Below are 26,158 nucleotides of genomic sequence, written 5' to 3'. Positions count from 1 at the left end.
AAAGAGATGTAGTCGATTACCTGGTTGACGAAGAAGCGGTACCCATTACAAGGGCTTGCGCTCATCTGGGGCTGGCCAGGTCATCGTATTACGAGCGCCCAGCAAGTAGGGCTAAGGCTGATGCGCCTGTCATTGAAGTGCTTAATCAGGTGGTCGCCAAACATGGCCGCTGGGGTTTTAGATTGTGTTTTGATTGGATGCGAAATCAGGGCTATGCATGGAATCACAAGCGGGTATGGCGTATTTACAAGGAGATGGGCTTGAACTTACCCAGAAGAACTAAGAAGCGCATCCCCAAGATGCCGAGAGTTCCGCTCATTGCCCCGACCGAAGCCAACTCGATGTGGGCCTTGGACTTTATGTACGACACCTTGCATTACGGCAGACCTTTTAGGACCCTGAATGTCATTGATGAATCCAACCGCGAAATCTTGGCTATTGAAATCGATATTAGCCTGCCAGCAGCCAGAGTAGTGCGAACCTTAGAGCAGTTAGAAGAGATCCATGGTTTACCTCAAGCGATACGTCTGGATAACGGAAGTGAACTACGGTCTGCCATCTTTATGGGTTGGTGTGAATCTAAAGGTGTTGAGATCAAATTTATCCAACCGGGCAAACCGCAACAAAATGCGTTTATAGAACGCTTTAATAAAACCTACCGTCATGAAGTACTCAATGCGTATTTATTTGAAAACCTTACGGAGGTGCGTGAAATTACAGAAAGCTGGATTACGATTTACAACGAAGAACGACCACACAGATCGCTTGGCAGAATATCGCCTAGAGACTATCGAGCGCAGGCAGAAAACAACACTTTAGGAATGTCGGCTTGACGGGGGATACTACACTTTAACGTATTGAATAACGGACTTCTTGAACTCGGGAGTGTGGTGCTGATAAACCCTCTTTTTTAGACTAGAGAGTCCGTTCGATTGATAGCTTAGAGTCCATTTACGAATGTCAGAGGTATTGATCTCATACAAATGAGCAAGCCACCTTTGGCCGCCTGACTTTAAATAGTCTTTAACTACTTTTAGCTTGAACTGCGGACTGTATTTGCTCATAAAACTGAACCCCCTTGGTTGGGCTTGGCGTCCAACTTTTGTGGGTCAGTTCAGAAGGCGGTAATTTATTTAAAACTGGTTGGATCGATCTTTAAGAAACCGATTTCACCATGTCTTCAACTACCTTCTTCGCATCACCGAAGACCATCATGGTTTTATCCATGTAGAAGAGCTCATTATCAAGACCAGCATAACCTGCGGCCATGGAGCGTTTATTCACAATAATCGTCTTGGCTTTGAAGGCTTCCAAAATCGGCATGCCGAAGATTGGGCTGCCTGGTGTACGAGCGGCAGGGTTCACCACGTCGTTTGCACCGAGTACCAACACCACATCAGCTTGTCCGAAGTCGCTATTGATATCTTCCATTTCAAATACTTGGTCGTATGGAACTTCTGCTTCAGCCAAGAGCACGTTCATATGGCCAGGCATACGACCGGCAACCGGGTGAATCGCGTACTTCACGGTTACGCCATGATGAGTCAGCTTCTCTGCCAATTCTTTCAGAGCATGTTGAGCGCGGGCAACTGCCAAGCCGTAGCCAGGAACAATCACAACAGTGTCCGCATTCTCCATGAGGAAAGCCGCATCTTCTGGAGAGCCTGTTTTGTAGTTCTTTGGACCACCATCATCAGCACCACCGGCAGAAGCTTCAGCGCCGAAGCCGCCAAGCAATACTGCCAAGATGGAGCGGTTCATCGCCTTACACATAATGTAAGACAGGATCGCGCCAGAAGAACCTACGCAAGCGCCAGCAATAATCAATACCGGATTGTTTAATGTGAAACCAATACCTGCAGCCGCCCAACCAGAGTAGCTGTTAAGCATGGATACAACAACTGGCATATCTGCGCCACCGATTGGGATGATCAAAGTCACACCCAATACCAATGCGATCGCACACATTACTAAGAATGCTTCGTGGCTTCCTGTCATGAAGTACATGACGCCACCAGAAACCATGCCAATAGCCAGAACGAGGTTGAGTAAATGTTGACCAGCAAATGTCGCCGGCTTACCGCTAACCTTGCCGGACAATTTACCGAAAGCAATAACAGAGGCAGTAAAGGTAATTGCACCAATAAATGCACCGATAAACAGTTCAATCTTTTGCGCGCCAGTGTGGTCATGCGCTGGGTTATATACCGCTGCAATCGCAATCAATACGGCTGACAAACCAACAAAGGAGTGCATGAGTGCCACGAGCTCTGGCATCTTGGTCATCTGCACGCGCTTAGCTGCGAGCGTTCCAATGATTGCGCCGCCAACAATTGCGCCAATGATCAATGAGAAGACTGGCTTAAAGCCAGGAATCAGGAAGGTGGTGATCACGGCAAGCAACATGCCGATCATGCCAAAGGTATTGCCTTGACGTGAGGTTGTTGGTGATGACAATCCACGCAAGGCGAGGATAAAGAGCGCCGATGAGATGAGATAAGAAATTGCGGTTATGTTTAGCATTATTGTTGTCTCTATAAGATCTTGTTCTAGTTTTATTTAGTTCCAGCCGCATCAGCCTTAGGGGCTTTTTTCTTGAACATTTCAAGCATGCGACGGGTGACCATAAAGCCACCAAAAATATTGATTGATGCTAAGAAGACTGCCACTGCACCAATGATGCTGGTGAGGGTGATCTCATCGCCACCAATCACTTCAGTTTGAAGTAGGGCGCCAACAATAATGATTCCAGAAATAGCGTTAGTAACCGCCATGAGTGGAGTGTGAAGTGCGGGTGTCACGTTCCAAACTACGTGGTAGCCAACAAAAATAGCCAATACAAACACGGTGATGTTTTGGACTGTAAGGATGCTTTGAAACGCAGCGAGATCCATGATATTTCCTTTGAAAAATCTTTATTAGTTTTTACGGACGGCTTGGCCATCACGACACATGAGGCAGGCAGTTACGATGTCATCATCAGCTGGGATAACTAACTTCGCTTCTGCATCAACAATAAGCTTCATGAAGTCGAGCAAGTTGCGTGCGTACAAGGCAGAGGCATCTGCAGCCACCATGCTCGCGAGGTTGGTATAACCAATGATCTTTACACCATTCTTTTCAACAATCTTGTCAGCTTCCGTCAAAGGACAGTTACCTGAACCGTTATCGCCACGACCAGCCGCTAAGTCGATCACGATAGAGCCTGGTTTCATATTGGCAACGGTATCGCTGTGCAATAAGACTGGTGGCTTGCGACCTGGAATCAAGGCGGTAGTAATCACGATGTCGGCTTGTTGAGCGCGCTCTGCAACCAAGGCTGCTTGACGCTTCATCCAAGCTTCTGGCATTGGACGGGCATAGCCACTAACACCTTGTGCAATTTCACGCTCCTCATCTGTTTCAAAAGGCACGTCAACAAACTTGGCGCCGAGAGATTCAATTTGTTCTTTGGCGGCAGGGCGTACATCAGATGCTTCGATGACCGCACCTAAACGTTTGGCAGTTGCAATTGCCTGCAAGCCGGCAACACCAGCACCCAAGATCAGTACACGCGCTGCTTTAACAGTTCCAGCTGCAGTCATGAGCATTGGCATAAAGCGTTGGTATTCATTTGCACCAACCATCACTGCTTTGTAGCCGGCGATGTTAGCTTGCGAAGATAAGACGTCCATGCTTTGTGCGCGAGTAGTGCGAGGGGCAGCCTCTAATGAGAATGCTGTCACACCTTGTGCAGCCATAGCAGCAATGTTGTCGTTATCAAATGGATCAAGCATGCCAATGAGCACGCTGCCAGATTGAATTTGCTTGAGCTCTGTAGCTTCAGGTGCGCGCACTTTGAGAACGATCTCCGCCCCAAAGGCATCAGCTGCGCTTCCAATGGTTGCGCCAACTGCTTCATACGCAGAATCTGGCTGGCTGGCTTTAACACCCGCATCCTTTTGAACAACGACTGTGTGGCCTTGGCCAATCAGTTTCTTAACGGTTTCTGGTGTGGCGGCAACGCGAGTTTCCCCGGGTCTGATTTCCAGCGGTACGCCTATGCGCATGGCATATCTCCAAATGCAAATTTTTCGAAAAATCTATTTTAGTTAAATAGGTTAAAAACTGCCTATTTATTTACCCTGATCACCTTCTGTTTGGCATTCCTTCAAATCTTGGTAAGTTTGAAGGAAGACTTCTACAATGGGGTTTTCAGCTTATATTGAATTCTCGCATTTTTTGATGATCCCGCTCAATTCTTCCGCAATTCCAGCCTCAAAACCATCCAAAGTCGTCGTTGGCATGTCTGGAGGGGTGGATTCGTCTGTTGCAGCCTGGATGCTCAAGCAGCAAGGCTATGAAGTAATTGGTCTTTTCATGAAAAACTGGGAAGACGATGATAGTGATGAATACTGCTCAGCACGTCAGGATTGGTTGGATGTGGTGTCTGTGGCGGACTTGATTGGTATTGATGTCGAGGCTGTTAATTTTGCTGCTGAGTATCGAGAGCGCGTATTTGCCGAGTTTTTACGTGAATACGCTGCAGGGCGAACCCCTAACCCCGACGTGCTCTGTAATGCAGAAATTAAGTTCAAGGCGTTTTTAGATCACGCCATGAGTTTGGGTGCGGATGCTATCGCAACAGGTCACTATGCCCGGGTTCGACATGAGGGTGGCCGAGTGCAGCTGTTGAAGGCATTGGACGCTAGTAAAGATCAAAGTTACTTCTTGCACCGCTTAACCCAAGGCCAATTGGCGAATGCTCTTTTCCCCCTGGGAGAGATTCCGAAAACGGAAGTACGAAAAATTGCTGAGCAAATTGGTTTACACAATGCACGCAAAAAAGATTCCACCGGCATTTGCTTTATTGGTGAGCGCCCTTTCCGAGAATTCTTGAACCGCTACCTGCCGCGTACTCCAGGCCCCATCAAAACCCCTGAAGGTAAAACGGTTGGAGAGCATATGGGGCTTGCCTTCTTTACCCTGGGGCAGCGTAAAGGCATTGGCCTAGGCGGTAGTCAAGATGGCAATGGCGATGCTTGGTATGTTGCGCGTAAGGATGTCGTTAATAACACTTTATATGTTGCTCAAGGTCACGAGCACCCATGGTTACTAGCTAATCAGCTATCAGCAATTGATGCCAGTTGGGTTGCGGGCGAAGCTCCTACGCCAGGGCAGTATTCAGCAAAAACCCGTTATCGCCAAGCAGACTCTGCATGCTCACTTGCTGCAGGAGCTGAAGGACCTCTCAGTTTTGAATTGGTCTTTCCGGAAGCTCAGTGGGCAGTCACCCCCGGCCAGTCTGCGGTTTTGTACGACGGTGACATTTGCTTAGGCGGCGGAATTATTTCCGCCTAAGGATTTAGGCTGCTGGAGGCGCTGTTTGGGCAAAGGAAGGCCTTTGCATTAACTTTTGATACAAGGCATCCAGGTTGGGGTATTGCGCTTGCCAAGCAACATTGGGGAAGCGGAACAGCATGTAACCCAGCGCACAACCCACGGCAATATCAGCTAAAGTCAGTTGGTTGCCATGGCACCAGGCGTTTTCGCCTAATTCACGGGACATTTGGGCTAAAGCGAAGTCAATTTTGCCCATTTGGCGCGTAAGCCAGTCTGGGCTTTGTTGCTCTGGAGGGCGTAAGGTTACTTCTAAGCGGGCCAAAATACCTGCATCTTCCACACCATCAGCTAGGGCTTCCCAGGTTTTAACCGTAGCGCGTTCGCGACTACCTGTTGGAATCAGCTTGCTGACAGGACTGAGGGTGTCTGCATAATCAGCAATCACCCGAGAGTCATAAATAGCCTCGCCATCCTCCAAAATCAAGCAAGGAATCTTGCCTAAAGGATTGTTATGGGCAATTTTGGTGTCTGCGGCCCAGACATTTTCGAGTTCTAGGTCTACATCAACCTTTTTTTCCAAGAAAACAACGCGTACCTTGCGTACGTAGGGGCTAGTGAGGGATCCGATAAGTTTCATATGGCTCAGTATAGTCATCCCAGCCAAATTGGGTCGCCCTCAAGAACGATTAAAATCAGGGTTTATTGACACATTCAATGTAAAGGCAATATTCGTGAGTCAGCCGATTTCTACCCTCAATGCACTTTCCCCTTTAGATGGCCGTTATGCCGGAAAACTAGATGCCTTGCGCCCTTGGTTATCCGAGGCTGCATTTATGCGTCAGCGGGTGTTTGTGGAGATCCATTGGCTCTTAGCTTTGGCCTCTGCAGGTTTGCCAGATGTTCCAAAAATTAGTGCGGCCGATGAAGCGTTTTTATTGTCCCTGCCAGAAAACTTCTCAGATGCGGATGCTCAACGTATTAAGGACATCGAGGCAGTTACTAACCATGATGTCAAAGCGGTCGAATATTTCTTAAAAGAAAAAGTAGCCGGTCGCCCAGACCTATTGAAGGCCAGTGAATTTATTCACTTCGCCTGTACCTCTGAAGATATCAACAATACCTCGCATGGCTTGATGTTGCGTGGGGCGCGTGACGAAGTGTTGTTACCGCAACTCAGAAAAGTACTTTCTGTATTAACGGATTTGGCGATTGAGAATGCTAAGGTGCCTTTGTTATCACGCACTCATGGTCAGCCGGCCTCCCCAAGTACATTGGGCAAAGAGTTGGCAAACATTGCTAAACGTTTAGAGCGTGCGATTGCAACGATTGCTGCAGTCCCACTCTTAGGAAAAATGAATGGTGCAGTTGGTAACTACAACGCCCATTTATCTGCTTACCCGAATTTTGATTGGGAAAACTTTTCTAAAAATGTAGTTGAGAAGCGCTTGAGCCTTACATTCAATCCCTATACGATTCAGATTGAGCCGCACGATGGTATGGCCGAGTTGTTCGATGCGATTGCTCGTGCCAACACAATCTTGTTAGATATGGACCGTGATTTCTGGGCCTATATTTCGATTGGTTACTTTAAGCAGCGTACGAAAGCTGGTGAGATTGGTTCTTCAACCATGCCGCATAAAGTGAACCCAATCGACTTTGAAAATTCTGAAGGTAACTTGGGCGTAGCCAATGCCTTGTTACGTCACTTAGCTGAGAAGCTGCCGATTTCTCGCTGGCAGCGTGACCTTACTGATTCAACTGTTTTGCGTAACCTCGGCCCAGCTTTTGGCCACAGCGTTTTAGCTTATGACAGCGCCTTGCGTGGTTTGGGTAAGTTAGAGGTGAACCATGCAGCGATCGCTGCTGACTTGGATGAGTGCTGGGAAGTATTGGCAGAGCCAGTACAAACCGTCATGCGCCGTTATGGCATCGAGAACCCGTATGAGCAGCTTAAAGAGTTAACTCGTGGCAAAGGTATCAACCAGGCTGATTTACAAGCCTTTATTCGTGGATTGAAGATCCCCGACGATGCAAAAGCCTTATTGCTTGAGATGACTCCATCTTCTTATTTAGGTAAGGCGGTCGAATTGACCGAGCGTCTAAAAAAGTGAGTTTGACTCCAAACCTTGGGCGCGCACCGCAGGATTCGCAATACGGTGCCCGACCCAAGTTCTGGTTTGCTGTTTATCAATTGCTTTGGCATCTACTCTTGCCATTCGCATTTATTCGTCTAGCTTGGCGTACACGCCACTCATCTGAATATTTAAGTCATTTTTCTGAGCGTCTAGGCTTTGCTTATGGCAAATCTATCACCCAAGGTTCGGTGTGGATTCATGCAGTATCTGTTGGTGAGACTAGAGCTGCTCAGCCCCTAGTAGAGGCTTATCTGAAGCGTGGTGAAACAGTTCTGCTGACCCATATGACACTCAATGGCCGTCGCACTGGCGCTGTTTTATTTGCACAAGCGATTGCTGCAGGTCAGCTACGCCAAGTCTATTTGCCTTATGACCTTTGTTGGTCTGTAGCCAATTTCATTCGTGCATTCAAACCCAAATTCGGTTTGTTTATGGAGACTGAAGCTTGGCCAACCGTAGTGTTCTATTGCGCAGAAATAGGTCTACCCTTATTTCTCGTGAATGCACGCCTATCTGAACGAAGTGCTCGTCGAGTGAATCAATTTGGTAAAGCCGGTAGATCTTTATTTCAGGCTTTTTCAGGCATCTTGGCTCAAACGCAATTCGATGCTGACCGCTATCGCAGTCTCGATGTCAAAAAAGTGGAGATCGTTGGCAACCTCAAGTTTGATGTGCCGCTTGATCCAGGCCTTGTTCAACAAGGCAAATCTTGGAAGCAAGAGTTGCATACTGAACAACGCTTAATGGTCTGCGCTGCCAGCACTCGCGATGGTGAAGAGGCAATCATTCTGAAGGCGTGGAAGGATTTACTCCTGAGTAGCGCTTTTGCTATTGCCCCATTGCTCTGCTTGGTCCCCCGTCACCCTGAGCGTTTCTCAGAAGTGGCCAACCAAATCCATGATGCTGGCTTGAAGTTTCGACGCCGCACAGAATGGATGGAGACGCCTAAGAGTGAGGTGGAGATAGATGTAATTCTTGGTGACTCGATGGGTGAGATGCCCATGTATTACAGCGCCGCTGATTTAGTAGTGATGGGTGGTAGCCTACTTCCCTTTGGCGGTCAGAATCTGATTGAAGCTTGTGCTGCTGGCTGCCCCGTATTGCTCGGTGAACATACTTATAACTTCCAGCAGGCTGCATTAGATGCAATAGAGATGGGTGCTGCAAAGCGTATCAAGGGAGAACTGGTATTGAGCGAGCCAATTGCCCTTATGGAAACTTTAAAAGAATTGCTATTGAATGCTGCCGAGCTGGCAAAGATGTCGAGTGCTGCAATGGCCTACTCGATTGAGCATCAAGGTGCGACTAAGAAAATATTAGCCGCCCTTGAGCATCAGAATTTCACACTAAACTAGTAATCAGTTAAAACTTAAACCTGCGCCCCAAAGTTTGGGTCATCATTGCGGGTTGTATCTTCAGGCTTACGTTCGCCTTTAACTAAATCCTCACGAGTCACTCCAAGCCACATCGCTAGAGCTGCTGCTACGAACACTGAAGAGTAGATGCCGAACAAGATACCGATGGTAAGTGCCAGGGCAAAGTAGAAGAGGGTAGGGCCACCAAAAATCAACATAGCCAAAACCATCATCTCAGTACTACCGTGAGTAATCACGGTACGGCTAATTGTGCTGGTAATTGCATTGTCAATAATCTCGCGGGTATTCATCTTGCGGTATTTGCGGAAGTTCTCGCGAATACGGTCAAAGATCACCACGGACTCGTTTACTGAGTAGCCTAATACCGCCAGCACGGCCGCTAATACGGAGAGTGAGAACTCCCACTGGAAGAAGGCGAAGAAGCCAAGAATGATCACAATGTCATGCAAGTTCGCAATGATGCCGGCGACAGCAAATTTCCACTCAAAGCGGAAGGAAAGGTAAACCACGATACCGATGATTACGAATAGCAGCGCCATTAATCCATCGATTGCCAGCTCACGCCCAACCTGTGGGCCAACGAACTCGACACGTTGTAGTTTGACGCCGGAAGTTGCTGGTTCCAGCGCCTTCATCACTGCTGCACTTTGATCTGCAGAGGAAATCATTTTTCCTTCAGCATCTTTTTGTAGTGGCAGGCGAATCATCACATCACGTGAGCTGCCAAAGTTCTGAATTTGGGTATCGGAGTAACCCAACTTTTCTACATTCGTTCTAATGGAGTCTAAGGGGGCAGTTTGGGGATAGGCAACCTCCATCACCGTACCGCCTGTGAACTCAATCGACAGATGAAGTCCGTTATGCCAAAGGAAGAAAACAGCAGCTAAGAAGGTGATTAGAGAAACTGCATTGAGCGCCAATGCATGGCGCATAAAGGGAATATCTTTTTTGATCCGGAAAAATTCCATGGCTTATTTCTCCTGTGGACGCCAAACTTGGCCGATAGCGAGTTTCTGAACTTTTTTACCTCTGCCGTACCAGAGGTTAACCAGGCCACGTGAGAAAAAGACTGCTGAAAACATTGAAGTCAAAATACCAAGGCAATGCACTACCGCAAAGCCTTTGATTGGACCTGAGCCAAACGCTAGCAATGCCAAACCGGCAATTAAGGTGGTGACGTTTGAATCCAAGATGGTTGCCCAAGCTTTATCAAAGCCAACGGCGATCGCCATTTGCGGAGCGGCGCCATTGCGCAGCTCCTCACGAATACGTTCGTTAATCAAGACGTTGGAGTCAATTGCCATACCCAGTGCCAAGGCCATCGCAGCGATACCTGGCAGAGTTAAGGTGGCTTGCAACATCGACAATACAGAAATCAAGAGTAGCAAGTTCACTGCTAGAGCTACCACTGAGAAGGTTCCAAATAAGAGGTAGTAGGTAACCATGAAGACGGAGATTGCTACAAAACCAATAATGAGGGATTTAAAGCCTTTCTCAATATTTTCTGCGCCAAGGCTTGGTCCAATTGTGCGCTCTTCAATGATTTCCATTGGGGCTGCAAGTGAGCCTGCGCGTAACAAGAGGGCTAAGTCATTTGCACTCTCGGTAGTTGGCTGACCAGTGATCTGAAACTTGGAGCCAAACTCGCCTTGAATGGTAGCAATCGTGAGAACCTCACCTTTGCCTTTTTCAAACAAGATCATGCCCATCGGTTTGCCAATGTTTTCACGGGTAACTTCTTGCATCACGCGGCCACCAGCAGCATCTAAAGAGATATTGACAGCGGGGCGTTGGTTTTGATCGAAGCCAGCGCTCGCATCGGTAATGCGATCACCACTGAAGATGACTGATTTTTTGAATACACCTTGGCGAGTTTCGCCAAAGCGGAAAACATCCATGCCTGGAGGTGGGGTCTCACCAATGGCAATCGTAGAAACAATTGGGTCGGCTAGTCTGGATTCAAGAGTTGCAGTGCGACCGATAATGTCTTTTGCTCGAGCTGTATCTTGCACGCCTGGTAACTGAACAACAATACGTTCCGCACCCTGTTGCTGAATCACTGGCTCTTTAACAGCCAATTCATTTACGCGCTTATTCAGCGTCACAATATTTTGTTTTACTGCATTGTCTTGAATTTCTTTCAAGGCAGTAGGCTTGAATTCACCAGCCAACTTAGGAGACAGGCCAGTTGGCTTAATTTGCCAAATGAGTTCAGGCTGGCTAGTCATTAATACAGCGCGCGCCTTTTCAGCATCTTCAGTACTTCCGAAAGTCAAAGTGATGGAGTCTGGGCCGCGCTCGATACCTTGCTGGCGAATCGATTTGTCGCGCAACTGGCTGCGAATATCGGCTGCTAAAGAAGTCACCTTCTTTTGAACTGCACCCTTCATATCCACTTGCAGTAAGAAGTAAACGCCGCCACGTAAGTCAAGACCAAGTGGCATTGGTAAAGCGTTAAGTGCATTCAACCAGCTCGGAGTATTGGAGAGCAGATTTAATGCAACAGTGAAATTAGGTTCGTTTTGATCGATATTCAACTTCTGTTGCAGCAAGTCGCGGGCACGCAATTGAATGTCAGTATTGTTAAAACGAATTTTGATTGAACCAACATTGCCTGCGGATTCAAAGAAGATGCCGGTATTGCTAATGCTGTCATCAGTCAGGATCTTTTCGACTCGAGACTGTGTCGCCAAATCAACCTTGATGGTTGGCTTGGCGGACGAGACTTGAACCGCTGGAGCCTCTCCGTAGAAATTGGGTAATGAATATAGCCCTCCGATTAATAAAGCAAATAGGATGACTATGTATTTCCAGAAAGGGTAGCGATTCATATTGAGATACTTTTAAACAAACGTATTAAGCGGACTTCAGTGAGCCTTTTGGCAATACTGTTGTGATGGCGCCTTTTTGCATCTGCACTTCAGTGCCAGCAGAAATTTCAACCGTAACAACCTGATCTTTCAATGCAGTTACTTTGCCGATGATGCCGCCAACAGTCACCACTTCATCGCCAACCGCCAAAGAACTCAGCATTGCTTTAGTTTCTTTTTGACGCTTCATTTGTGGGCGAATCATGATGAAGTACAGAACTGCAAACATCAAAATAAGGGGAAGGAAGCTCATCAAGCCGCCAGAATCTACACCCGCGGCTGGAGCCTGGGCAAAAGCGTTACTAATCCACATACAAAACCTCCATTAATTACCAATTGGAAACTGCTTCAGTTTTAGGCTTTTAAAGCTAAGCCGTAAACCCGCAATTCTAAACTGTATGGGGCTTTGAGGGCTGATTTACTGCCCTGGGGCTATTAATCCTGCCCGGGCTCTACGCCGCGTTGACGATTCCGATGAAATTCCTCGCGATAGGCGCTAAAACGGTCTTTAGCCAGGGAGTCTCGGACCTCCTCCATTAACTGGAGATAGTAGGAAAGATTGTGGATAGTATTGAGCTGCGATCCAAGGATTTCATTCGCCTTTTGGAGGTGATTTAAGTAGGATCTAGTGAAGTTTTTGCAGGTGTAGCAGGCACAGGTAGGGTCAACAGGGCGATCATCGTCCTTGTAACCTGAATTACGCAGCTTAAGGTCGCCAAAGCGGGTAAAGAGCCAGCCATTGCGGGCGTTGCGAGTCGGCATCACGCAGTCAAACATATCAATACCCAGGCTGACGCCTAGCATCAGATCTTCAGGTGTCCCAACCCCCATCAAGTAGTGGGGCATGTGCTCTGGCAGCTTGGGGGCTGTGAAATTCAGAATACGCTCAAACTCGGGTTTGGGTTCTCCAACAGAAAGGCCGCCGATGGCAATGCCATCAAAGCCCTGTTGACTGACGGCGTCCAAGGAGAATTCTCGCAAATTTTCAAACATGCCGCCTTGTACAATGCCAAAAAGGCCGTTACCTGTCTCGAGCTCACGAAAGCGTTTTAAGGAGCGATCACCCCAGCGCAGCGACATTTCTAGTGAAGCGCGTGCAGTTTTTTCTGAAGTTGCCTGTCCTTTGACTTCGTAAGGCGTGCACTCATCAAACTGCATAGCAATGTCGCTATTGAGTACCGCTTGAATTTCCATTGATACTTCTGGTGACATAAATAATTTATCGCCATTGATCGGGGATGCAAAGGTCACGCCTTCTTCGGAAATCTTTCTTAGAGCTCCTAGGCTAAAGACTTGAAAGCCGCCTGAGTCAGTAAGAATGGGCTTATCCCAGCCCATAAAACGGTGCAAGCCACCATGCTTCTTAATGACATCCAAACCAGGTCGTAGCCACAGATGAAACGTATTACCCAAAATAATTTGGGCTTTGGCCTCATTTAAATCCCGCGGGGTCATTGCCTTCACAGTGCCATAAGTTCCCACTGGCATAAAGATAGGTGTTTGAACACTGCCGTGAGGAAGGTCAAGTTGGCCAAGGCGTGCAGGGCTCGCAGAGTCACGCGCCAAGATATTGAAGTGAACGGGTTTAGTCATGAGTTTGTCTAGTTAAGAACATCGCATCGCCGTAGCTAAAAAAGCGATATTCATTTTGAATGGCATGTTGATAGGCATTGCGGATATTGTCCACGCCGGCAAAGGCGCTCACCAACATTAATAAGGTTGATTTTGGCAGATGAAAGTTTGTGAGTAAGCAATCTACGGTTTTGAATGTGTAGCCAGGTGTAATAAATAAATTGGTTTCGCCGCTGACTTGTTGACTTTGAGCTTGACTCTCTAGGGCGCGCAGGCTGGTTGTCCCGACAGCAATGACTCTGCCACCTGCTTTGTGAGTAGTTTCAATTGCTTCAATAGTTTCTGCGGGAACCGAAAACCATTCGTAATGCATTTTGTGTTTGCTGAGGTCTTCTTCCCGAACTGGCGTAAAAGTGCCTGCGCCGACATGAAGGGTAACGGTAGCCTGCTGAACTCCGAGTTCATTTAGCTTCTTGAGAATAGCTTCATCAAAGTGCAATCCTGCCGTAGGGGCTGCGACAGCACCAGGGTTCTTGGCAACGACGGTTTGATACCGATTGGCATCTTCTTGATCTGGCTGGTGCTCAATGTACGGCGGTAGTGGCAATTCGCCAAAGCGCTCAAGTAAATCAAATACATTTTCTGGGAAGCGCACTTCATAGAATCGGCCGTCATAGCCAATCATTTCCACGGGGAAGGTTTCACCTGCTTTGTTATGTACATGAACAATGCTGCCAGTCTTGGGAACCTTGGAGGCTCTAATTTGTACCCAAGCTTGCTTATCGCCGCTAATACGTTCGATCAGGAGCTCAACATTGCCCCCAGTCTCTTTTTTGCCATGTAGACGAGCAGGAATGACTTTAGTGTCATTAAAGACAAGTAAATCCCCAGGCTGAATAAGGTTAAGAATATCGGGGAACTGCCGATCGATCAATTGGGCGACATTACCCCCCTCTATATTCAGCTCTAAGAGGCGACTATCCGTTCTATTGGCCAGGGGATGCTGGGCAATTAGTTCGGGCGGGAGGTCGTAATTGAAGTCGGAAAGTTGCATAGCATTACCATCAGGTATTGGATTTTAACGATGACGACTAAGCGACCGCCAACTACACTCGAAAAGATGGGTTTAAACAGCCCTATGGCACTCGCTTTGCACTTGCCCTCTCGTTACGAGGATGAGACTGAGCTGTTTACTATTGAGGAAGTATTGGGTCTTGGAAGATTTCATTCCATCCAGACCCAGGGGGTCGTGATTCGCAATCAGGTCATGTTTCGGCCTAGAAGGCAGCTCTTAGTCACGATTGAGGATGACACTGCTTCGCTGCAACTCCGATTCCTCAATTTCTACCCGAGCCAGCAAAAGCAAATGGCCGTTGGTGCCCATGTGCGGGTGCGAGGAGAGGTCCGGGATGGCTATCAGGGTCCTGAGATGGTGCATCCTACTGTCCGCGCTGTTGTGCCAGAGGCACCATTGTCAGCTAGCTTAACGCCGGTGTATCCAGCCAGCGCCGGTCTCTCACAAACCATTATTCGTAAGGCAGTGTTAAAGGCTCTGCAGGACGCTAGTCTGCAAGAAAGTTTGGTAGAATTTTTGCCGACCAAACTCATGGCGGAAATTTTGCCAACCAATGATTGGCCACCGCTGCAAGATGCAATCACCTATTTGCACCGGCCACCTGCTGATGCTAATACCCAATCTCTTCTAGAGCGCACTCATCCTGCCTGGCGCCGTGTGCAGTTTGAAGAATTGCTCGCACAGCAGATTTCTTTAAGGCGAGCCCATGCTATTCGGAGAGAACGACGTGCTCCCAGCTTTGAGAAGACAGCCAAAAAAACCACCAGAATTGAAGACGGCTTACTGAAAGTCCTGCCGTTCGAACTAACTGGTGCGCAAGCTCGTGTTTGGTCTGAGATTGGGCTTGATCTATCCAATAACTTCCCAATGAATCGCTTATTGCAAGGTGATGTGGGTAGCGGGAAAACAGTGATTGCGGCATTGGCTGCTGCGCGTGCAATGGATCATGGCTATCAAGCTGCCATCATGGCCCCCACAGAAATCCTGGCCGAGCAGCACTATCTCAAAATGCAGGAGTGGTTTGAGCCCCTAGGTGTGAAGATTGCGTGGCTCTCCGGCAGCTTGAAGGCTAAAGAAAAAAGACTGGCACAAGAAATGATTGAGAGTGGTGAAGCTCAACTCATTATTGGTACACATGCCCTTATTCAGGATAAGGTGAGTTTTGCCAAATTAGGTTTAGCAGTGATTGATGAGCAACATCGTTTTGGAGTCAGACAGCGTTTAGAAATTCAGCAGCGGGTTGGTTCGGAATTGTTTTATTGCCACCAATTGATGATGTCAGCCACCCCTATTCCGCGTACCTTGGCGATGACCTACTATGCTGACCTAGACGTTTCTGTCATTGATGAATTGCCACCAGGGCGAAAACCTATTGCCACTAAGGTGGTGAAGGCTGCACGAAGAGATGAGGTAATTAGTGGTCTTCATGATTGGTTTGCCAAGGGATTGCAAGCCTATTGGGTTTGCCCTTTGATTGAAGAGTCTGAAGTATTGCAATTACAAACGGCTGTTGAAAGTTTTGAGCAGCTCACGCAAGCATTGCCTAATTTCAAAGTGGGTTTAGTACATGGCCGCTTAAAGAGTGAAGAGAAGGCTGCGGTGATGGCAGCTTTCAAAGCCAATGAAATCCAGCTATTAGTTGCAACAACTGTGATTGAGGTCGGGGTTGATGTGCCCAATGCAGCGCTGATGGTGATTGAGCATGCAGAACGTTTTGGTTATGCACAGATTCATCAGTTACGTGGACGCGTAGGGCGCGGTTCGGCAGATTCAGTCTGTATCTTGATGTATGCAGAGCCCTTATCTTTGGCGGCCAAAGAGCGCTTACAAACTTTACGAGAAACTTCAGATGGATTTGTAATTGCGGAGCGCGACTTGTCTCTGCGGGGTCCCGGCGAGTTACTGGGGGCGAAGCAATCAGGCGATGCTATGTTGAGGTTTGTCGATCTTCAGCGCGATGCCTGGTTGATTGAGTTGGCGCAAATTGCAGCAGAGCGTTTGCTGGCTGAACATGGTGATTTAGTGGAAAGACATCTGGAGCGTTGGCTTGGCTCCCGTACAGAGTTTCTAAAAGCTTGATAATTACGCCATGAGTATGATTATCAATAAAAAAAGATCAATTATCTGATGCGTGATCGTATTGTTGCTTATGCCCACTTGATCCGTTTGGATAAACCGATCGGTACGCTACTGTTATTGTGGCCGACTTTGTGGGCGCTTTGGCTAGCAAGTGGCGGCTTTCCCGAATGGCATCTCCTAATTATTTTTACCTTGGGAACTTTTTTAATGCGTAGCGCGGGCTGCGCTATCAATGATTATGCGGATCAAGATTTTGATCGCCATGTCTTGAGAACTAAAGATCGCCCCATTACCAGCGGCAAGATTTCTGGAAAAGAGGCGTTGATGGTGGCTGGAACTCTTGCTCTGATAGCCTTCCTACTGATTCAACCTTTGAATGCACTCACCAAGGAACTTTCTTTCTTTGCGTTGGCAGTTGCGATTTTCTATCCCTTCACCAAGCGTTTCTTTGTGATTCCACAAGCAGTCCTTGGCATTGCGTTTGGCTTTGGGATTCCGATGGCCTATGCGGCGGTATTGGACTTTATTCCGCTAGAGGCATGGATTTTGTTTGTCGGCAACATCTTCTGGGCTATTGCCTACGATACGGCTTATGCCATGGTCGATCGTGATGATGATTTACGTTTAGGTCTGAGAACCTCTGCGATTACATTTGGCCGCCTTGATGTGCTCGCAATTGCCCTGAGTTACGGTGTGCTATTTCTGAGCCAGGTGTGGGTTGCCCAGTTGGCAAATCTCAATAATTACTTTTGGCTGGGTTGGTGCTTGGCTCTAGCTTGCGCCGTATATCACCTCAAATTGGTTTCTACTCGCAAGCGCGAAGAATGCTTTAAAGCATTTCGCCACAATAACTGGTTGGGTGGATTCCTATTTCTAGAAATCCTATTGGGCCTAGCTCGCTTTTAGTTCTTGCCTAGTTCATTACCCATGGCTTTGCCACGTTGACTTGCAGCATCAATTGCTTTTTCCAGTGCACCATGCCAATCGAGTTGCTTGAGCATATCTAGTGCGGCAGCAGTAGTACCGCCCTTGGAGGTGACTCGCTCGCGTAATACTCCTGCATGCTCGTCGGAGTTATGGGCAAGCTGTGTGGCGCCTTCCAAGGTAGCGTAGGCTAGTTTGCGAGCAGTAGCCGCATCAAGCCCAAGCTTCTCGCCGCTCGATTGCATGGCTTCTAAGAAAGCAAAAACATAGGCAGGACCACTTCCAGAAACGGCGGTAACGGCATCCATGAGCTTTTCTTCGTTGACCCAGACTGCCTGCCCAACTACTTTGCAAATGGTTTCTGCTAGGGCGCGATCGGATGCATTGACGCCAGCATCTGCAAACAAACCGGTGATACCTTTGCCAATGAGGGCGGGGGTATTTGGCATAGCGCGAACGCAACGCTGGTGGTCAAGCCAGCGACTCATGTCCTTGAGGCGGATACCAGCAGCAATGCTGAGGATCAATGGACCTGGTGCTGTTGCATGCTTGAGTTTGGCGCTCAAGGATTTAGCAACTACATTGAAATCCTGAGGCTTGATGGCCATGACGACGACATTGTTTTTGGAAAAATCAAAAGCGATTTGATCTAAGGCGCCAATGATCTGCACGCCAAAATCTTGATGTAATTGCAAGCCAGTACTGGCATTGGCCTCGACCACAGAGAGTTGGTTGGCTTCAAAACCATTGGCGAGTAATCCGCTAATTAATGCGCGACCCATATTGCCGCCACCAATAAAGGAGATGTGGGCGTTTTGATTTGTTTGTTGTGTGCTCATGCTTTTATCTTATCGCGCTTCCCAAAAATGGCGCTTCCTATACGTACCATGGTGCTGCCTTCTACAATTGCAGCCTCCATATCATCCGACATTCCCATGGAGAGGGTGTCAAAGAAATCATACCCAAGATCATTGCTGTGCTTTGCTTTAATACCAGTAAAGCACTCCCTGACTGACGCAAAGGCTTGGCGCTGTTGTACCGCATCTTCGCTGGGCGCAGGGATAGCCATGAGTCCGCGAAGAACAAGATTGGGCAGTTTGGCGACTGCATCGCATAGTGCCTCTGCTTCATCAAGAGCGAGACCGCTTTTGGATTCTTCTGCACTTACGTTGATTTGAACGCACACTTGCAAGTCACCCAAGTCTGGAAACTCTCCGCGCTGACTAGATAGGCGTTCGGCGATTTTGAGTCTATCGATACTGTGAACCCAGTCAAAGTGTTCTGCTACATCGCGCGTCTTATTGCTTTGCAGCGGGCCAATGAAGTGCCACTCGAGCCAAGGGCGTAATTTAGCGAGTTGCTGGATTTTCTCAACACCTTCTTGAACATAGTTTTCGCCAAAAGCAGTTTGCCCGGCATGCATCGCTTCCTCAACTGCCATAGCGGGAAAGGTTTTACTTACCGCAAGCAGCTGAATATCTTCGGGTTCGCGCTTGGCTGCCAGCGCTGCCAACTCAAGACGCTGCTTTACCAGCATTAGGTTAGCGGTAACTTGACTCATTATTTATTTCGGCCTGCTTGGTGAATGAGTTGATCAACAATCTCAATCCAATGCAACACTGGAGTGTCATCTTGTTGAAGATGGGTAATGCAACCAATATTTCCAGAAACAATCACCTTGGCACTCGATTCTTTACAAGCAGCATTTAGGTGCGTAAGTTTATTTTTGCGCAATTGCTCTGATAGCTCTGGTTGAGTAACTGAATAGGTTCCCGCTGAGCCGCAGCACAGATGGCTATCAGCACAGAGTCGAACGCCAATCCCGATACCAGTCAAAAGACCTTCAACCTTGCCTCGAATTTGTTGACCATGTTGCAGTGTGCAGGGTGGGTGATACACCACGCCAGGCTTAGGTTCTGATCCCACTAGAGCGATGAGTTCTTCTTGAAGTGCTGGCAAGATTTCTGAAATATCTTTAGTGAGATCAGAAATTTTCTTGGCTTTAGCAGCGTATTTCTGATCATTCGCAAATAAATGCCCATAGTCTTTCACCATCACGCCACAACCAGAGGCGGTCATCACAATTGCCTCGACGCCTTGCTCAACTTGAGGCCACCAGGCATCGATATTCTGTTTAGCGTTATCTAGGCCGCCAGCTTGATCGTTGAGGTGGTAGCGCAATGCGCCGCAGCAAGTGGCATTAGGTGCGCTAATCAATTCAATCTTGAGTGCATCTAAAACACGTGCGGTTGCTGAGTTGATGTTTGGCAACATGCCTGGCTGTACGCAACCCTCGAGCAAGAGCATCTTCCGAGAGTGACTTGCTTGTGATCTAGCGTAAGGATCGATATTGCTTGATAGAGCTTTATTTTTTGCTTCCGGAATCTTGCGCTGGATACCGGCTGGCATGAGTGGGCGAACCAAGCGACCAATTGCCATTGCTGAATTAAATAACTTGGGGCTGGTTAAGCCTTCTTTGAGAGCCCAGCGTGTAAGTCGCTGACCAATGGGGCGTTCAGGCGTATTTTCTTCTGCCCACTTGCGTCCGATATCGACTAAGTTGCCGTATTGCACCCCGCTTGGGCAAGTGCTTTCGCAATTGCGGCAAGTCAGGCAGCGATCTAAATGCATGCGTGTTTTTTCAGTCGGGACTTGGCCTTCTGCAATCTGTTTAATTAGGTAGATGCGACCACGTGGCCCATCGAGTTCATCACCCAGAATTTGATAGGTAGGGCAAGTAGCAGTGCAGAAGCCACAGTGCACGCATTTTCCAAGAATTCTGGCGGCCTCTATACCTTCGGGGGTATTGGCGAATTGGGGGGCGAGTTGAGTTTGCATATAAAGAATTAAGGAAGGCGTGAAGTAGCAAATACGCCTGCTGGATCAAAGGCGGCTCTTAGGCGTGCTTGTACTGCCTCTAAAGCAGTTGAGTGTGCTTGCTCACTCAGGAGGGTAAAGCGTTGCTTACTTGGGTCAACACCACTTCCTTGCTTAAAGCGTGTTGCATGCCCACCGTTAGCATTGGTTAAGGCTTTTATAGATGCAAAAGTAGCATCATCACCAGGCGCTGTTAACCAACGCTGCTGTCCATGCCATTCCAAAGCAATATCGCCACTCGTATTTTCAAGAGCAAGCGGTCCGCAGGCAGCAGGAAGCGCCAGGCGATACAAAGTTTCATCACTGCCGAGTTTTGAGAAAACCGGGAGTTGCTGTTCACGCAAAGCAGTCCAAAATTCTGTAGCAACTTGAGGATCCAATTCTGTTGCATTGACTGCTGCGCCCATCAAAGGTATCGCGGCTTTAACTGCGGCAGCTGCACCGGCCAAGCGAATAGTAAGTTCACCATCACCGCCCTTGGGATTTCCAGTCCAGCAACTAGCTGATAGCGGCAGTGGTTGCCCCGCCCATTCATTCAAAAGTTGCAGTGCGCGTACTTGAGTAATGTTGCAGCGAAGAGATGTTGTGGCAGCTGGTCGTGGCAGCACCTTTACGGAGGCCTCTAGCAATAGTGACAATGTACCCATCGATCCAGGCAGCAAGCGTGAAACGTCATATCCAGCTACGTTTTTCATAACCTTGCCACCAAAAGATAAATCTTGGCCTTTGCCATCCAGGATGTGCGCACCAAGAACAAAGTCACGTAAGTTGCCAACGCTAATTCGGCCAGGCCCTGCTAAGCCTGCGGCAATAGCGCCGCCAAAAGTTGCGGTATCACCAAAATGGGGTGGCTCAAAAGCCAACACTTGATTCTTCTCAGCTAGAGCTGCTTCAATTTCCTTTAATGGCGTACCAGCGCAAGCCGTAATCACCAACTCTTCAGGCTGGTACTCCAGGATGCCAGAGTAAGGGCGGGTATCTAATTTGGCATAGGAATTGGCATTGCCATACCAAGACTTCGTACCACCACCTTCAATTGATAAGGGCGTTTTGTTTTTGGCTGCTGCCAAAATTTGCTCACGAAATAAATCAATATTCATATTATTGGACTGAGACATTAGAAGCGCTCCAAGTCGGGATGCGGTAAGTTGCCGCCACTAATGCGCATGCGACCATATTCAGCGCAGCGATTTAAAGTCGGAATAGCTTTATCGGGATTAAGGAGTTTTTCTGGGTCAAAGGCAGCTTTAACACCCCAGAAAGATTCGCGTTCACCTTCACCGAATTGAACGCACATGGAATTGATCTTTTCAACGCCAACACCATGTTCACCAGTAATCGTGCCATTGAGCTCAACACAGGCTTCTAAAATTTCAGTGCCAAACTCTTCGGCACGGTGCCACTCTTCTTGGTCAGCACCATTAAATAAAATGAGTGGGTGCATATTGCCATCGCCCGCATGGAATACGTTCAAACAGGCGAGACCATATTTCTTTTCCATCCCCTGAATGCGTCTTAGTAGAGTGCCAATATTTCGGCGTGGGATTGTCCCATCCATGCAGTAGTAATCCGGTGCCAAGCGTCCTGCTGCGGGGAATGCGTTCTTTCGCCCGCTCCAAAACTTGAGGCGTTCAGCTTCATTTTGAGAAATCTGAATACCACTAGCACCTGCTTGTTCGAGAACTTTAGTCATTCGCTCAATTTCTTCAGCAACTTCTTCGGGCGTGCCATCTGACTCGCACAGGAGAATGGTCTCGGCTTCGAGGTCATATCCTGCATGAACAAATTCTTCTACAGCACGAGTGGTGGCTTTATCCATCATCTCTAAGCCTGCTGGAATAATGCCAGCAGCAATGATGGCAGCAACTGCATCTGCACCTTTTTCAATGTCGTCAAAGCTCGCCATGATGACGCGAGCCAATTTTGGCTTAGCAATGAGCTTCACCGTAACTTCGGTAACAACCACAAGCATGCCTTCGCTACCCATCACGATCGCCAATAAATCAAGTCCTGGGGAGTCTGGAGCAAGACTGCCAAATTCCACAATCTCGCCGTTCATCAAAATGCCGCGAACTTTTAATACGTTGTGAAGCGTGAGTCCATATTTAAGGCAGTGCACACCACCAGAGTTTTCATTCACATTGCCGCCAATAGAGCAGGCAATCTGTGATGATGGATCTGGCGCGTAATAGAGGCCAAGATGGGCAACTGCTTCGGAGATAGCTAAATTCCGTACGCCTGGTTGCACCACCGCAGTTCTGGTGAAAGGATCAACGCTGACGATTTTTTTGAGTTTGGCTAGTGAGAGCACTAAACCCTGGGAAATAGGCATGGCACCACCAGATAGGCCTGTGCCAGATCCGCGCGGGACGATGGGTACTTGCATATCAAAGCAAATCTTCAGAATCTGAGCAACCTGCTCCTCAGTCTCTGGAAGAGCAACTGCCAGTGGCATGCGTCGATAGGCCGCCAATCCGTCACATTCGTAGGGAATCGTGTCCTCAGGCTCCCACAGCAAAGCATGCTCCGGGAGGATGGGGCGCAGGGCCGATACCAATTTAGATTGAAGGGCGGTAATAGCCGCGAGCTCAGGGGGTGGGGTCGCCATATTCATAGGAATCATTTTAGCCATTTACCTATAATTAGTTTTATGGGAAATCGACTTTCAAAAATAGCCACCAGAACTGGTGATGCCGGCATGACCGGGCTTGGCGACGGTAGCCGGGTGGAAAAGGATCATTTGCGGATCTGCGCCATGGGAGACGTAGATGAGCTGAACTCTGAAATCGGTGTTTTGATGACCGAATCGATCCCGGAGAGTTTGGCTGAAGAGTTAAAGGCTTTATTTTTGCAAGTGCAGCATGATTTATTTGATTTGGGTGGCGAGCTTTGTATTCCCAATTACACCCTGCTCAAACCAGGGCATGTGGCTCAGTTAGACATTTGGCTTGAAAAATACAATGCCACTTTGCCTCCTTTAACTGAATTTATTCTTCCGGGTGGAACGCGTGCTGCTGCTCAAGCTCACGTATGCCGAACAGTTTGCCGGCGTGCCGAACGTTCGATCGTGCGTTTAGGTTGGGAAGAGCCTCTGTACGACTCACTCCGTCAATACGTCAATCGCTTGTCCGATCTCTTGTTTGTATTGGCACGCGTATTGAATCGTGCAGCTGGTGGTCAAGACGTTCTCTGGAGGTACGAAAAAAAAGAGACTAAATAAATTAGTCTCTTTTTAATTCAATAAAGCAGCCTCGCTTTATTTTACAATTTATTATTTCTTTGCTTTTCTGCGGTTCTTTACAGCCAAAGCTAAGCGTTGCAATACATTAACTGAGTCTTCCCAGTTAATGCAGGCATCAGTAATACTTTTACCGTACTCCAATTTGCTCGGATCATCTTTTCCAGGTGAGAACTTCTGAGCGCCATTATTCAAGTGACTCTCGATCATCAAACCAAAAATTTGATTTGAGCCAGATTCAATTTGCTCGGCAATATTTTCTGCCACCACAATTTGACGCTCATGTTTTTTGCTGGAGTTTGCATGTGACAAGTCAACCATCAAGCTGGCTGGAAGCTTTGCTGCTTCTAGCTCAGAGCAGGCAGCTTGAACATACTGTGCTTCATAGTTAGGCTCTTTACCACCGCGCAAAATAACGTGACAGTCTTTATTGCCTTTCGTTTCCACAATAGAAACTTGACCATTTTTATGCACTGACAAGAAATGGTGTGGGCGGCTAGCCGCTTGAATTGCATCGGTAGCAATCTTAATGTTGCCGTCAGTACCATTCTTAAATCCGATCGGCGCAGACAGGCCTGAAGCAAGTTCACGGTGAACTTGGCTTTCGGTTGTGCGTGCTCCAATAGCGCCCCAAGAAATCAGGTCAGCAATATATTGCGGAGAAATAACATCCAAGAATTCGCTGCCAGCAGGCATGCCAAGGCGATTAATTTCCATCAATACTTGACGAGCAATTCTCAAGCCTTCTTCAATGCGATAGCTTTCATCTAAGTACGGGTCGTTAATCAAACCCTTCCAACCAACAGTAGTCCGTGGTTTTTCAAAATAGACGCGCATGACAATTTCAAGCTCACCAGCAAAACGATCACGCTCAGCAAGCAGTCGTTGGCAATACTCTAGTGCTGCACGGGGATCATGAATCGAGCAAGGCCCAATGATGACGAGAAGACGATCATCTTTTCCATGAATGATGTCGCGAATCTTTTTACGCGTCTTGCTAATGAGTGCTTCAGTGGGCGTTCCCGAGATTGGGAAGAAGCGAATTAAATGCTCTGGTGGTGGCAGAACAGTAATGTTATGAATGCGTTGGTCATCCGTGTCTGACGTTTTATCGACTGCGGAGTACCAGTTTGCGGGATTAGTATTTTGTTGGCTCATACGGCTATTTTAAGCCGTATTAAGCGGTTCCTCCAACAGTCAGGCTGTCGATACGTAAAGTTGGCTGCCCAACGCCCACGGGGACACTCTGACCTTCCTTGCCACAAACCCCAATACCGCCGTCTAATTTCAGGTCATTTCCGATCATGGAGACCTGTTTTAGGGACTCTGGACCGCTACCAATAATGGTGGCACCTTTAACTGGGTATTGAATTTTGCCGTTTTCTACCCAATAGGCTTCTGAGGCTGAAAACACGAATTTACCGCTTGTAATGTCCACTTGACCGCCTCCAAAGTTCACTGCATAAAGGCCGCGTTTGATGCTGGCCACGATTTCTTGAGGATCATCTTTGCCGGCCAACATGTAAGTATTGGTCATGCGGGGCATTGGTAGGGAGGCAAAGCTTTCGCGTCGTCCATTGCCCGTCAGAGGCATATTCATAAGACGAGCATTCAGACTGTCTTGGATATAACCTTTCAAAATGCCGTCTTCAATCAGTGTGGTGCATTGAGTAGGCGTGCCTTCATCATCGATATTCAGTGAGCCGCGACGACCAGAAAGGGTTCCATCATCTACAACGGTCACGCCCTTAGCGGCAACGCGCTGCCCAATACAGCCAGCAAAAGCAGATGAACCCTTGCGATTAAAGTCACCTTCAAGGCCGTGACCTACCGCTTCATGTAATAACACTCCAGGCCATCCTGGACCCATGACTACGGTCATTGGTCCGGCGGGAGCGGGGCGAGAGTCCAAGTTAATCAGTGCGCCATCCACAGCTTCATTAACATATTGATTAATGAGTTCTGTATTGAAGTAGCGGTAGTCATGACGAGCACCACCACCCGAGGATCCAGATTCGCGACGGCCATTTTGTTCCGCGATCACATGTACTGAGACTCGCACTAGAGGGCGAACGTCGGCAGCCAATAAGCCATCCGCTCGAACCACGAGCACCACATCAAATTCACCAGCTAGGCTGGCCATCACCTGAATGATGCGCGGGTCACGTGCTTTTGCGCGACGTTCAATACCTTCAAGTAAGGCAATCTTTTCTTGTGGTGCCAGTGAATCTAAGGGATTTAAATCTGAGTAGAGTTCGTTGGATACGGGTGTAAATATTTTGCTCGCAACGGCACGTGTACCACCTTGGGGTCCAATCACGCGAGTAGATTTAGCTGCCTTATTGAGAGCTTCTAAGTTAATTTCATCAGAGTATGCAAAGGCGGTTTTATCGCCATAAATCGCACGTACACCAACGCCTTGGTCGATATTGAAGCTACCGGATTTCACAATACCTTCCTCTAGGCTCCAGCTCTCACTCCGGGTATGTTGGAAGTAAAGGTCGGCATCGTCAAGCTGGTGGGTAAACATATTGCCGAAGGTGTGATGCAAATCTTGCTCAGAAAGGCCGGTTGGTTCAAGCAGAATAGATTTAGCTAGCTTAATAAGGTCAGCCTGCTTCTTGGGTTTAGTCCAATCGTTTGGAAATAATGCTTCTGGTGCTCTCATCTTGATTTAGCTGAACTTTCTG

At 48.0% G+C, this 26,158-nt stretch carries 24 protein-coding genes; 7 read left to right on the top strand and 17 right to left on the bottom strand.

The genetic code is table 11. From position 1 onward, the window contains the following. Nucleotides 1-833: IS3 family transposase (locus ACIQZ3_RS05725; protein ID WP_397391180.1), on the top strand; the 833-nt coding region annotated here is incomplete at its 5' end. 9 nt (nt 834-842) lie between these two features. Here the strand turns inward: ACIQZ3_RS05725 and ACIQZ3_RS05720 are convergent. The 4 genes from ACIQZ3_RS05720 to ACIQZ3_RS05705 form a co-directional block, all read right to left on the bottom strand. Beyond that, nucleotides 843-1,064, bottom strand: a complete 222-nt coding sequence (locus ACIQZ3_RS05720) for a hypothetical protein (RefSeq protein WP_397391178.1) — start codon at nt 1,062-1,064, stop codon at nt 843-845. 91 nt (nt 1,065-1,155) lie between these two features. Beyond that, nucleotides 1,156-2,523: an NAD(P)(+) transhydrogenase (Re/Si-specific) subunit beta gene (locus tag ACIQZ3_RS05715; protein WP_397391176.1), complete on the bottom strand. Its 1,368-nt coding sequence runs from the start codon at nt 2,521-2,523 to the stop codon at nt 1,156-1,158. Nucleotides 2,524-2,555: 32 nt separating this feature from the next. Next, entirely contained in the window at nt 2,556-2,894 is a 339-nt protein-coding gene (locus ACIQZ3_RS05710) for a proton-translocating transhydrogenase family protein (RefSeq protein WP_011903634.1), read from the bottom strand. A 24-nt stretch (nt 2,895-2,918) separates the two neighbouring features. Beyond that, a complete protein-coding gene (locus tag ACIQZ3_RS05705; protein ID WP_397391174.1) occupies nt 2,919-4,049 on the bottom strand; it encodes a Re/Si-specific NAD(P)(+) transhydrogenase subunit alpha in 1,131 nt (376 codons plus the stop codon). Between the two features lie 175 nt (nt 4,050-4,224). Between ACIQZ3_RS05705 and mnmA the strand changes: the two genes are divergently transcribed. Continuing rightward, nucleotides 4,225-5,340 (top strand): tRNA 2-thiouridine(34) synthase MnmA, encoded by a 1,116-nt coding sequence (gene mnmA, locus ACIQZ3_RS05700; RefSeq protein ID WP_397391184.1) that lies wholly within the window; start codon nt 4,225-4,227, stop codon nt 5,338-5,340. Between the two features lie 4 nt (nt 5,341-5,344). On the opposite strand, the gene ACIQZ3_RS05695 is transcribed toward mnmA, so the two are convergent. After that, nucleotides 5,345-5,959 (bottom strand): glutathione S-transferase N-terminal domain-containing protein, encoded by a 615-nt coding sequence (locus ACIQZ3_RS05695; protein WP_397391172.1) that lies wholly within the window; start codon nt 5,957-5,959, stop codon nt 5,345-5,347. Nucleotides 5,960-6,053: 94 nt separating this feature from the next. Here ACIQZ3_RS05695 and purB point away from each other — a divergent pair, with 94 nt between their 5' ends. Beyond that, nucleotides 6,054-7,433 (top strand): adenylosuccinate lyase, encoded by a 1,380-nt coding sequence (gene purB / locus ACIQZ3_RS05690; protein WP_397391170.1) that lies wholly within the window; start codon nt 6,054-6,056, stop codon nt 7,431-7,433. Further along, nucleotides 7,430-8,812, top strand: a complete 1,383-nt coding sequence (locus ACIQZ3_RS05685) for a 3-deoxy-D-manno-octulosonic acid transferase (protein ID WP_397391168.1) — start codon at nt 7,430-7,432, stop codon at nt 8,810-8,812. The genes purB and ACIQZ3_RS05685 overlap by 4 nt, the downstream gene beginning before the upstream one ends. Nucleotides 8,813-8,826: 14 nt before the next feature. Here ACIQZ3_RS05685 and secF read toward each other — a convergent pair whose 3' ends face one another. From secF to queA, 5 genes are all read right to left on the bottom strand, one after another. Next, the gene (gene secF, locus ACIQZ3_RS05680; protein ID WP_397391166.1) at nt 8,827-9,801 is read right to left on the bottom strand and encodes a protein translocase subunit SecF; all 975 of its coding nucleotides are present in this window, start codon (nt 9,799-9,801) and stop codon (nt 8,827-8,829) included. 3 nt (nt 9,802-9,804) lie between these two features. Next, nucleotides 9,805-11,664, bottom strand: a complete 1,860-nt coding sequence (gene secD / locus ACIQZ3_RS05675; RefSeq protein WP_397391164.1) for a protein translocase subunit SecD — start codon at nt 11,662-11,664, stop codon at nt 9,805-9,807. A gap of 25 nt (nt 11,665-11,689) precedes the next feature. Then, nucleotides 11,690-12,016: a preprotein translocase subunit YajC gene (gene yajC, locus ACIQZ3_RS05670; protein ID WP_397391162.1), complete on the bottom strand. Its 327-nt coding sequence runs from the start codon at nt 12,014-12,016 to the stop codon at nt 11,690-11,692. A gap of 122 nt (nt 12,017-12,138) precedes the next feature. Next, the gene (tgt, locus tag ACIQZ3_RS05665) at nt 12,139-13,296 is read right to left on the bottom strand and encodes a tRNA guanosine(34) transglycosylase Tgt (protein WP_215386674.1); all 1,158 of its coding nucleotides are present in this window, start codon (nt 13,294-13,296) and stop codon (nt 12,139-12,141) included. After that, entirely contained in the window at nt 13,289-14,329 is a 1,041-nt protein-coding gene (gene queA, locus ACIQZ3_RS05660; protein WP_397391160.1) for a tRNA preQ1(34) S-adenosylmethionine ribosyltransferase-isomerase QueA, read from the bottom strand. The genes tgt and queA overlap by 8 nt, the downstream gene beginning before the upstream one ends. 30 nt (nt 14,330-14,359) lie before the next feature. Between queA and recG the strand changes: the two genes are divergently transcribed. Together recG and ubiA are read left to right on the top strand one after the other, a co-directional pair. Further along, on the top strand, nt 14,360-16,429 hold the full coding sequence (gene recG / locus ACIQZ3_RS05655) for an ATP-dependent DNA helicase RecG (protein WP_397391158.1): 2,070 nt from the start codon (nt 14,360-14,362) through the stop codon (nt 16,427-16,429). Between the two features lie 48 nt (nt 16,430-16,477). Beyond that, nucleotides 16,478-17,335 (top strand): 4-hydroxybenzoate octaprenyltransferase, encoded by an 858-nt coding sequence (ubiA, locus tag ACIQZ3_RS05650; protein WP_397391156.1) that lies wholly within the window; start codon nt 16,478-16,480, stop codon nt 17,333-17,335. Here the strand turns inward: ubiA and proC are convergent. From proC to ACIQZ3_RS05625, 5 genes are read right to left on the bottom strand one after another with little or no spacing between them, the layout of a single operon-like run. Further along, nucleotides 17,332-18,192 (bottom strand): pyrroline-5-carboxylate reductase, encoded by an 861-nt coding sequence (proC, locus tag ACIQZ3_RS05645; protein ID WP_397391154.1) that lies wholly within the window; start codon nt 18,190-18,192, stop codon nt 17,332-17,334. The genes ubiA and proC overlap by 4 nt on opposite strands. Further along, the gene (locus ACIQZ3_RS05640) at nt 18,189-18,914 is read right to left on the bottom strand and encodes a YggS family pyridoxal phosphate-dependent enzyme (protein WP_397391152.1); all 726 of its coding nucleotides are present in this window, start codon (nt 18,912-18,914) and stop codon (nt 18,189-18,191) included. The genes proC and ACIQZ3_RS05640 overlap by 4 nt, the downstream gene beginning before the upstream one ends. After that, nucleotides 18,914-20,191 carry a glycolate oxidase subunit GlcF gene (glcF, locus tag ACIQZ3_RS05635; RefSeq protein WP_397391150.1) on the bottom strand — a complete coding sequence of 426 codons (1,278 nt, stop codon included), beginning with the start codon at nt 20,189-20,191 and terminating at the stop codon, nt 18,914-18,916. Before glcF ends, ACIQZ3_RS05640 begins: the two co-directional genes overlap by 1 nt. Before the next feature lie 8 nt (nt 20,192-20,199). Beyond that, nucleotides 20,200-21,348, bottom strand: coding sequence for a glycolate oxidase subunit GlcE (gene glcE, locus ACIQZ3_RS05630; RefSeq protein ID WP_397391148.1), 1,149 nt, complete (start codon nt 21,346-21,348; stop codon nt 20,200-20,202). Next, nucleotides 21,348-22,838, bottom strand: a complete 1,491-nt coding sequence (locus ACIQZ3_RS05625; RefSeq protein WP_397391146.1) for an FAD-linked oxidase C-terminal domain-containing protein — start codon at nt 22,836-22,838, stop codon at nt 21,348-21,350. Before ACIQZ3_RS05625 ends, glcE begins: the two co-directional genes overlap by 1 nt. A 42-nt stretch (nt 22,839-22,880) precedes the next feature. On the opposite strand from ACIQZ3_RS05625, the gene ACIQZ3_RS05620 reads away from it, so the two are divergent. Further along, the gene (locus tag ACIQZ3_RS05620) at nt 22,881-23,450 is read left to right on the top strand and encodes a cob(I)yrinic acid a,c-diamide adenosyltransferase (protein WP_397391144.1); all 570 of its coding nucleotides are present in this window, start codon (nt 22,881-22,883) and stop codon (nt 23,448-23,450) included. Between the two features lie 51 nt (nt 23,451-23,501). Here the strand turns inward: ACIQZ3_RS05620 and ACIQZ3_RS05615 are convergent, their stop codons facing one another. Together ACIQZ3_RS05615 and tldD are read right to left on the bottom strand one after the other, a co-directional pair. Further along, the gene (locus ACIQZ3_RS05615; protein WP_397391142.1) at nt 23,502-24,626 is read right to left on the bottom strand and encodes a 3-deoxy-7-phosphoheptulonate synthase; all 1,125 of its coding nucleotides are present in this window, start codon (nt 24,624-24,626) and stop codon (nt 23,502-23,504) included. A 19-nt stretch (nt 24,627-24,645) separates the two neighbouring features. Then, nucleotides 24,646-26,136: a metalloprotease TldD gene (gene tldD, locus ACIQZ3_RS05610; protein WP_397391140.1), complete on the bottom strand. Its 1,491-nt coding sequence runs from the start codon at nt 26,134-26,136 to the stop codon at nt 24,646-24,648. Between the last annotated feature and the right edge of the window lie 22 nt (nt 26,137-26,158).

This window comes from Polynucleobacter sp. (assembly GCF_044342855.1).
GTDB lineage: Bacteria > Pseudomonadota > Gammaproteobacteria > Burkholderiales > Burkholderiaceae > Polynucleobacter.
This window is presented reverse-complemented; position numbering and strand designations above follow the sequence as displayed.

Excerpts from the sequence above, each read along its gene's own strand:
- queA (WP_397391160.1), bottom strand. The coding sequence starts at position 14,329 with ATGCAACTTTCCGACTTCAATTACGACCTCCCGCCCGAACTAATTGCC.
- glcF (WP_397391150.1), bottom strand. The coding sequence starts at position 20,191 with ATGCAAACTCAACTCGCCCCCCAATTCGCCAATACCCCCGAAGGTATA.
- glcE (WP_397391148.1), bottom strand. The coding sequence starts at position 21,348 with ATGTCTCAGTCCAATAATATGAATATTGATTTATTTCGTGAGCAAATT.
- secD (WP_397391164.1), bottom strand. The coding sequence starts at position 11,664 with ATGAATCGCTACCCTTTCTGGAAATACATAGTCATCCTATTTGCTTTA.
- ACIQZ3_RS05620 (WP_397391144.1), top strand. The coding sequence starts at position 22,881 with ATGGGAAATCGACTTTCAAAAATAGCCACCAGAACTGGTGATGCCGGC.
- recG (WP_397391158.1), top strand. The coding sequence starts at position 14,360 with ATGACGACTAAGCGACCGCCAACTACACTCGAAAAGATGGGTTTAAAC.
- ACIQZ3_RS05715 (WP_397391176.1), bottom strand. The coding sequence starts at position 2,523 with ATGCTAAACATAACCGCAATTTCTTATCTCATCTCATCGGCGCTCTTT.
- ACIQZ3_RS05695 (WP_397391172.1), bottom strand. The coding sequence starts at position 5,959 with ATGAAACTTATCGGATCCCTCACTAGCCCCTACGTACGCAAGGTACGC.
- ACIQZ3_RS05640 (WP_397391152.1), bottom strand. The coding sequence starts at position 18,914 with ATGAGTCAAGTTACCGCTAACCTAATGCTGGTAAAGCAGCGTCTTGAG.
- secF (WP_397391166.1), bottom strand. The coding sequence starts at position 9,801 with ATGGAATTTTTCCGGATCAAAAAAGATATTCCCTTTATGCGCCATGCA.
- ACIQZ3_RS05705 (WP_397391174.1), bottom strand. The coding sequence starts at position 4,049 with ATGCGCATAGGCGTACCGCTGGAAATCAGACCCGGGGAAACTCGCGTT.
- ACIQZ3_RS05615 (WP_397391142.1), bottom strand. The coding sequence starts at position 24,626 with ATGAGCCAACAAAATACTAATCCCGCAAACTGGTACTCCGCAGTCGAT.
- ubiA (WP_397391156.1), top strand. The coding sequence starts at position 16,478 with ATGCGTGATCGTATTGTTGCTTATGCCCACTTGATCCGTTTGGATAAA.
- yajC (WP_397391162.1), bottom strand. The coding sequence starts at position 12,016 with ATGTGGATTAGTAACGCTTTTGCCCAGGCTCCAGCCGCGGGTGTAGAT.
- proC (WP_397391154.1), bottom strand. The coding sequence starts at position 18,192 with ATGAGCACACAACAAACAAATCAAAACGCCCACATCTCCTTTATTGGT.
- ACIQZ3_RS05720 (WP_397391178.1), bottom strand. The coding sequence starts at position 1,064 with ATGAGCAAATACAGTCCGCAGTTCAAGCTAAAAGTAGTTAAAGACTAT.
- mnmA (WP_397391184.1), top strand. The coding sequence starts at position 4,225 with ATGATCCCGCTCAATTCTTCCGCAATTCCAGCCTCAAAACCATCCAAA.
- tgt (WP_215386674.1), bottom strand. The coding sequence starts at position 13,296 with ATGACTAAACCCGTTCACTTCAATATCTTGGCGCGTGACTCTGCGAGC.
- ACIQZ3_RS05710 (WP_011903634.1), bottom strand. The coding sequence starts at position 2,894 with ATGGATCTCGCTGCGTTTCAAAGCATCCTTACAGTCCAAAACATCACC.
- tldD (WP_397391140.1), bottom strand. The coding sequence starts at position 26,136 with ATGAGAGCACCAGAAGCATTATTTCCAAACGATTGGACTAAACCCAAG.
- ACIQZ3_RS05625 (WP_397391146.1), bottom strand. The coding sequence starts at position 22,838 with ATGGCGACCCCACCCCCTGAGCTCGCGGCTATTACCGCCCTTCAATCT.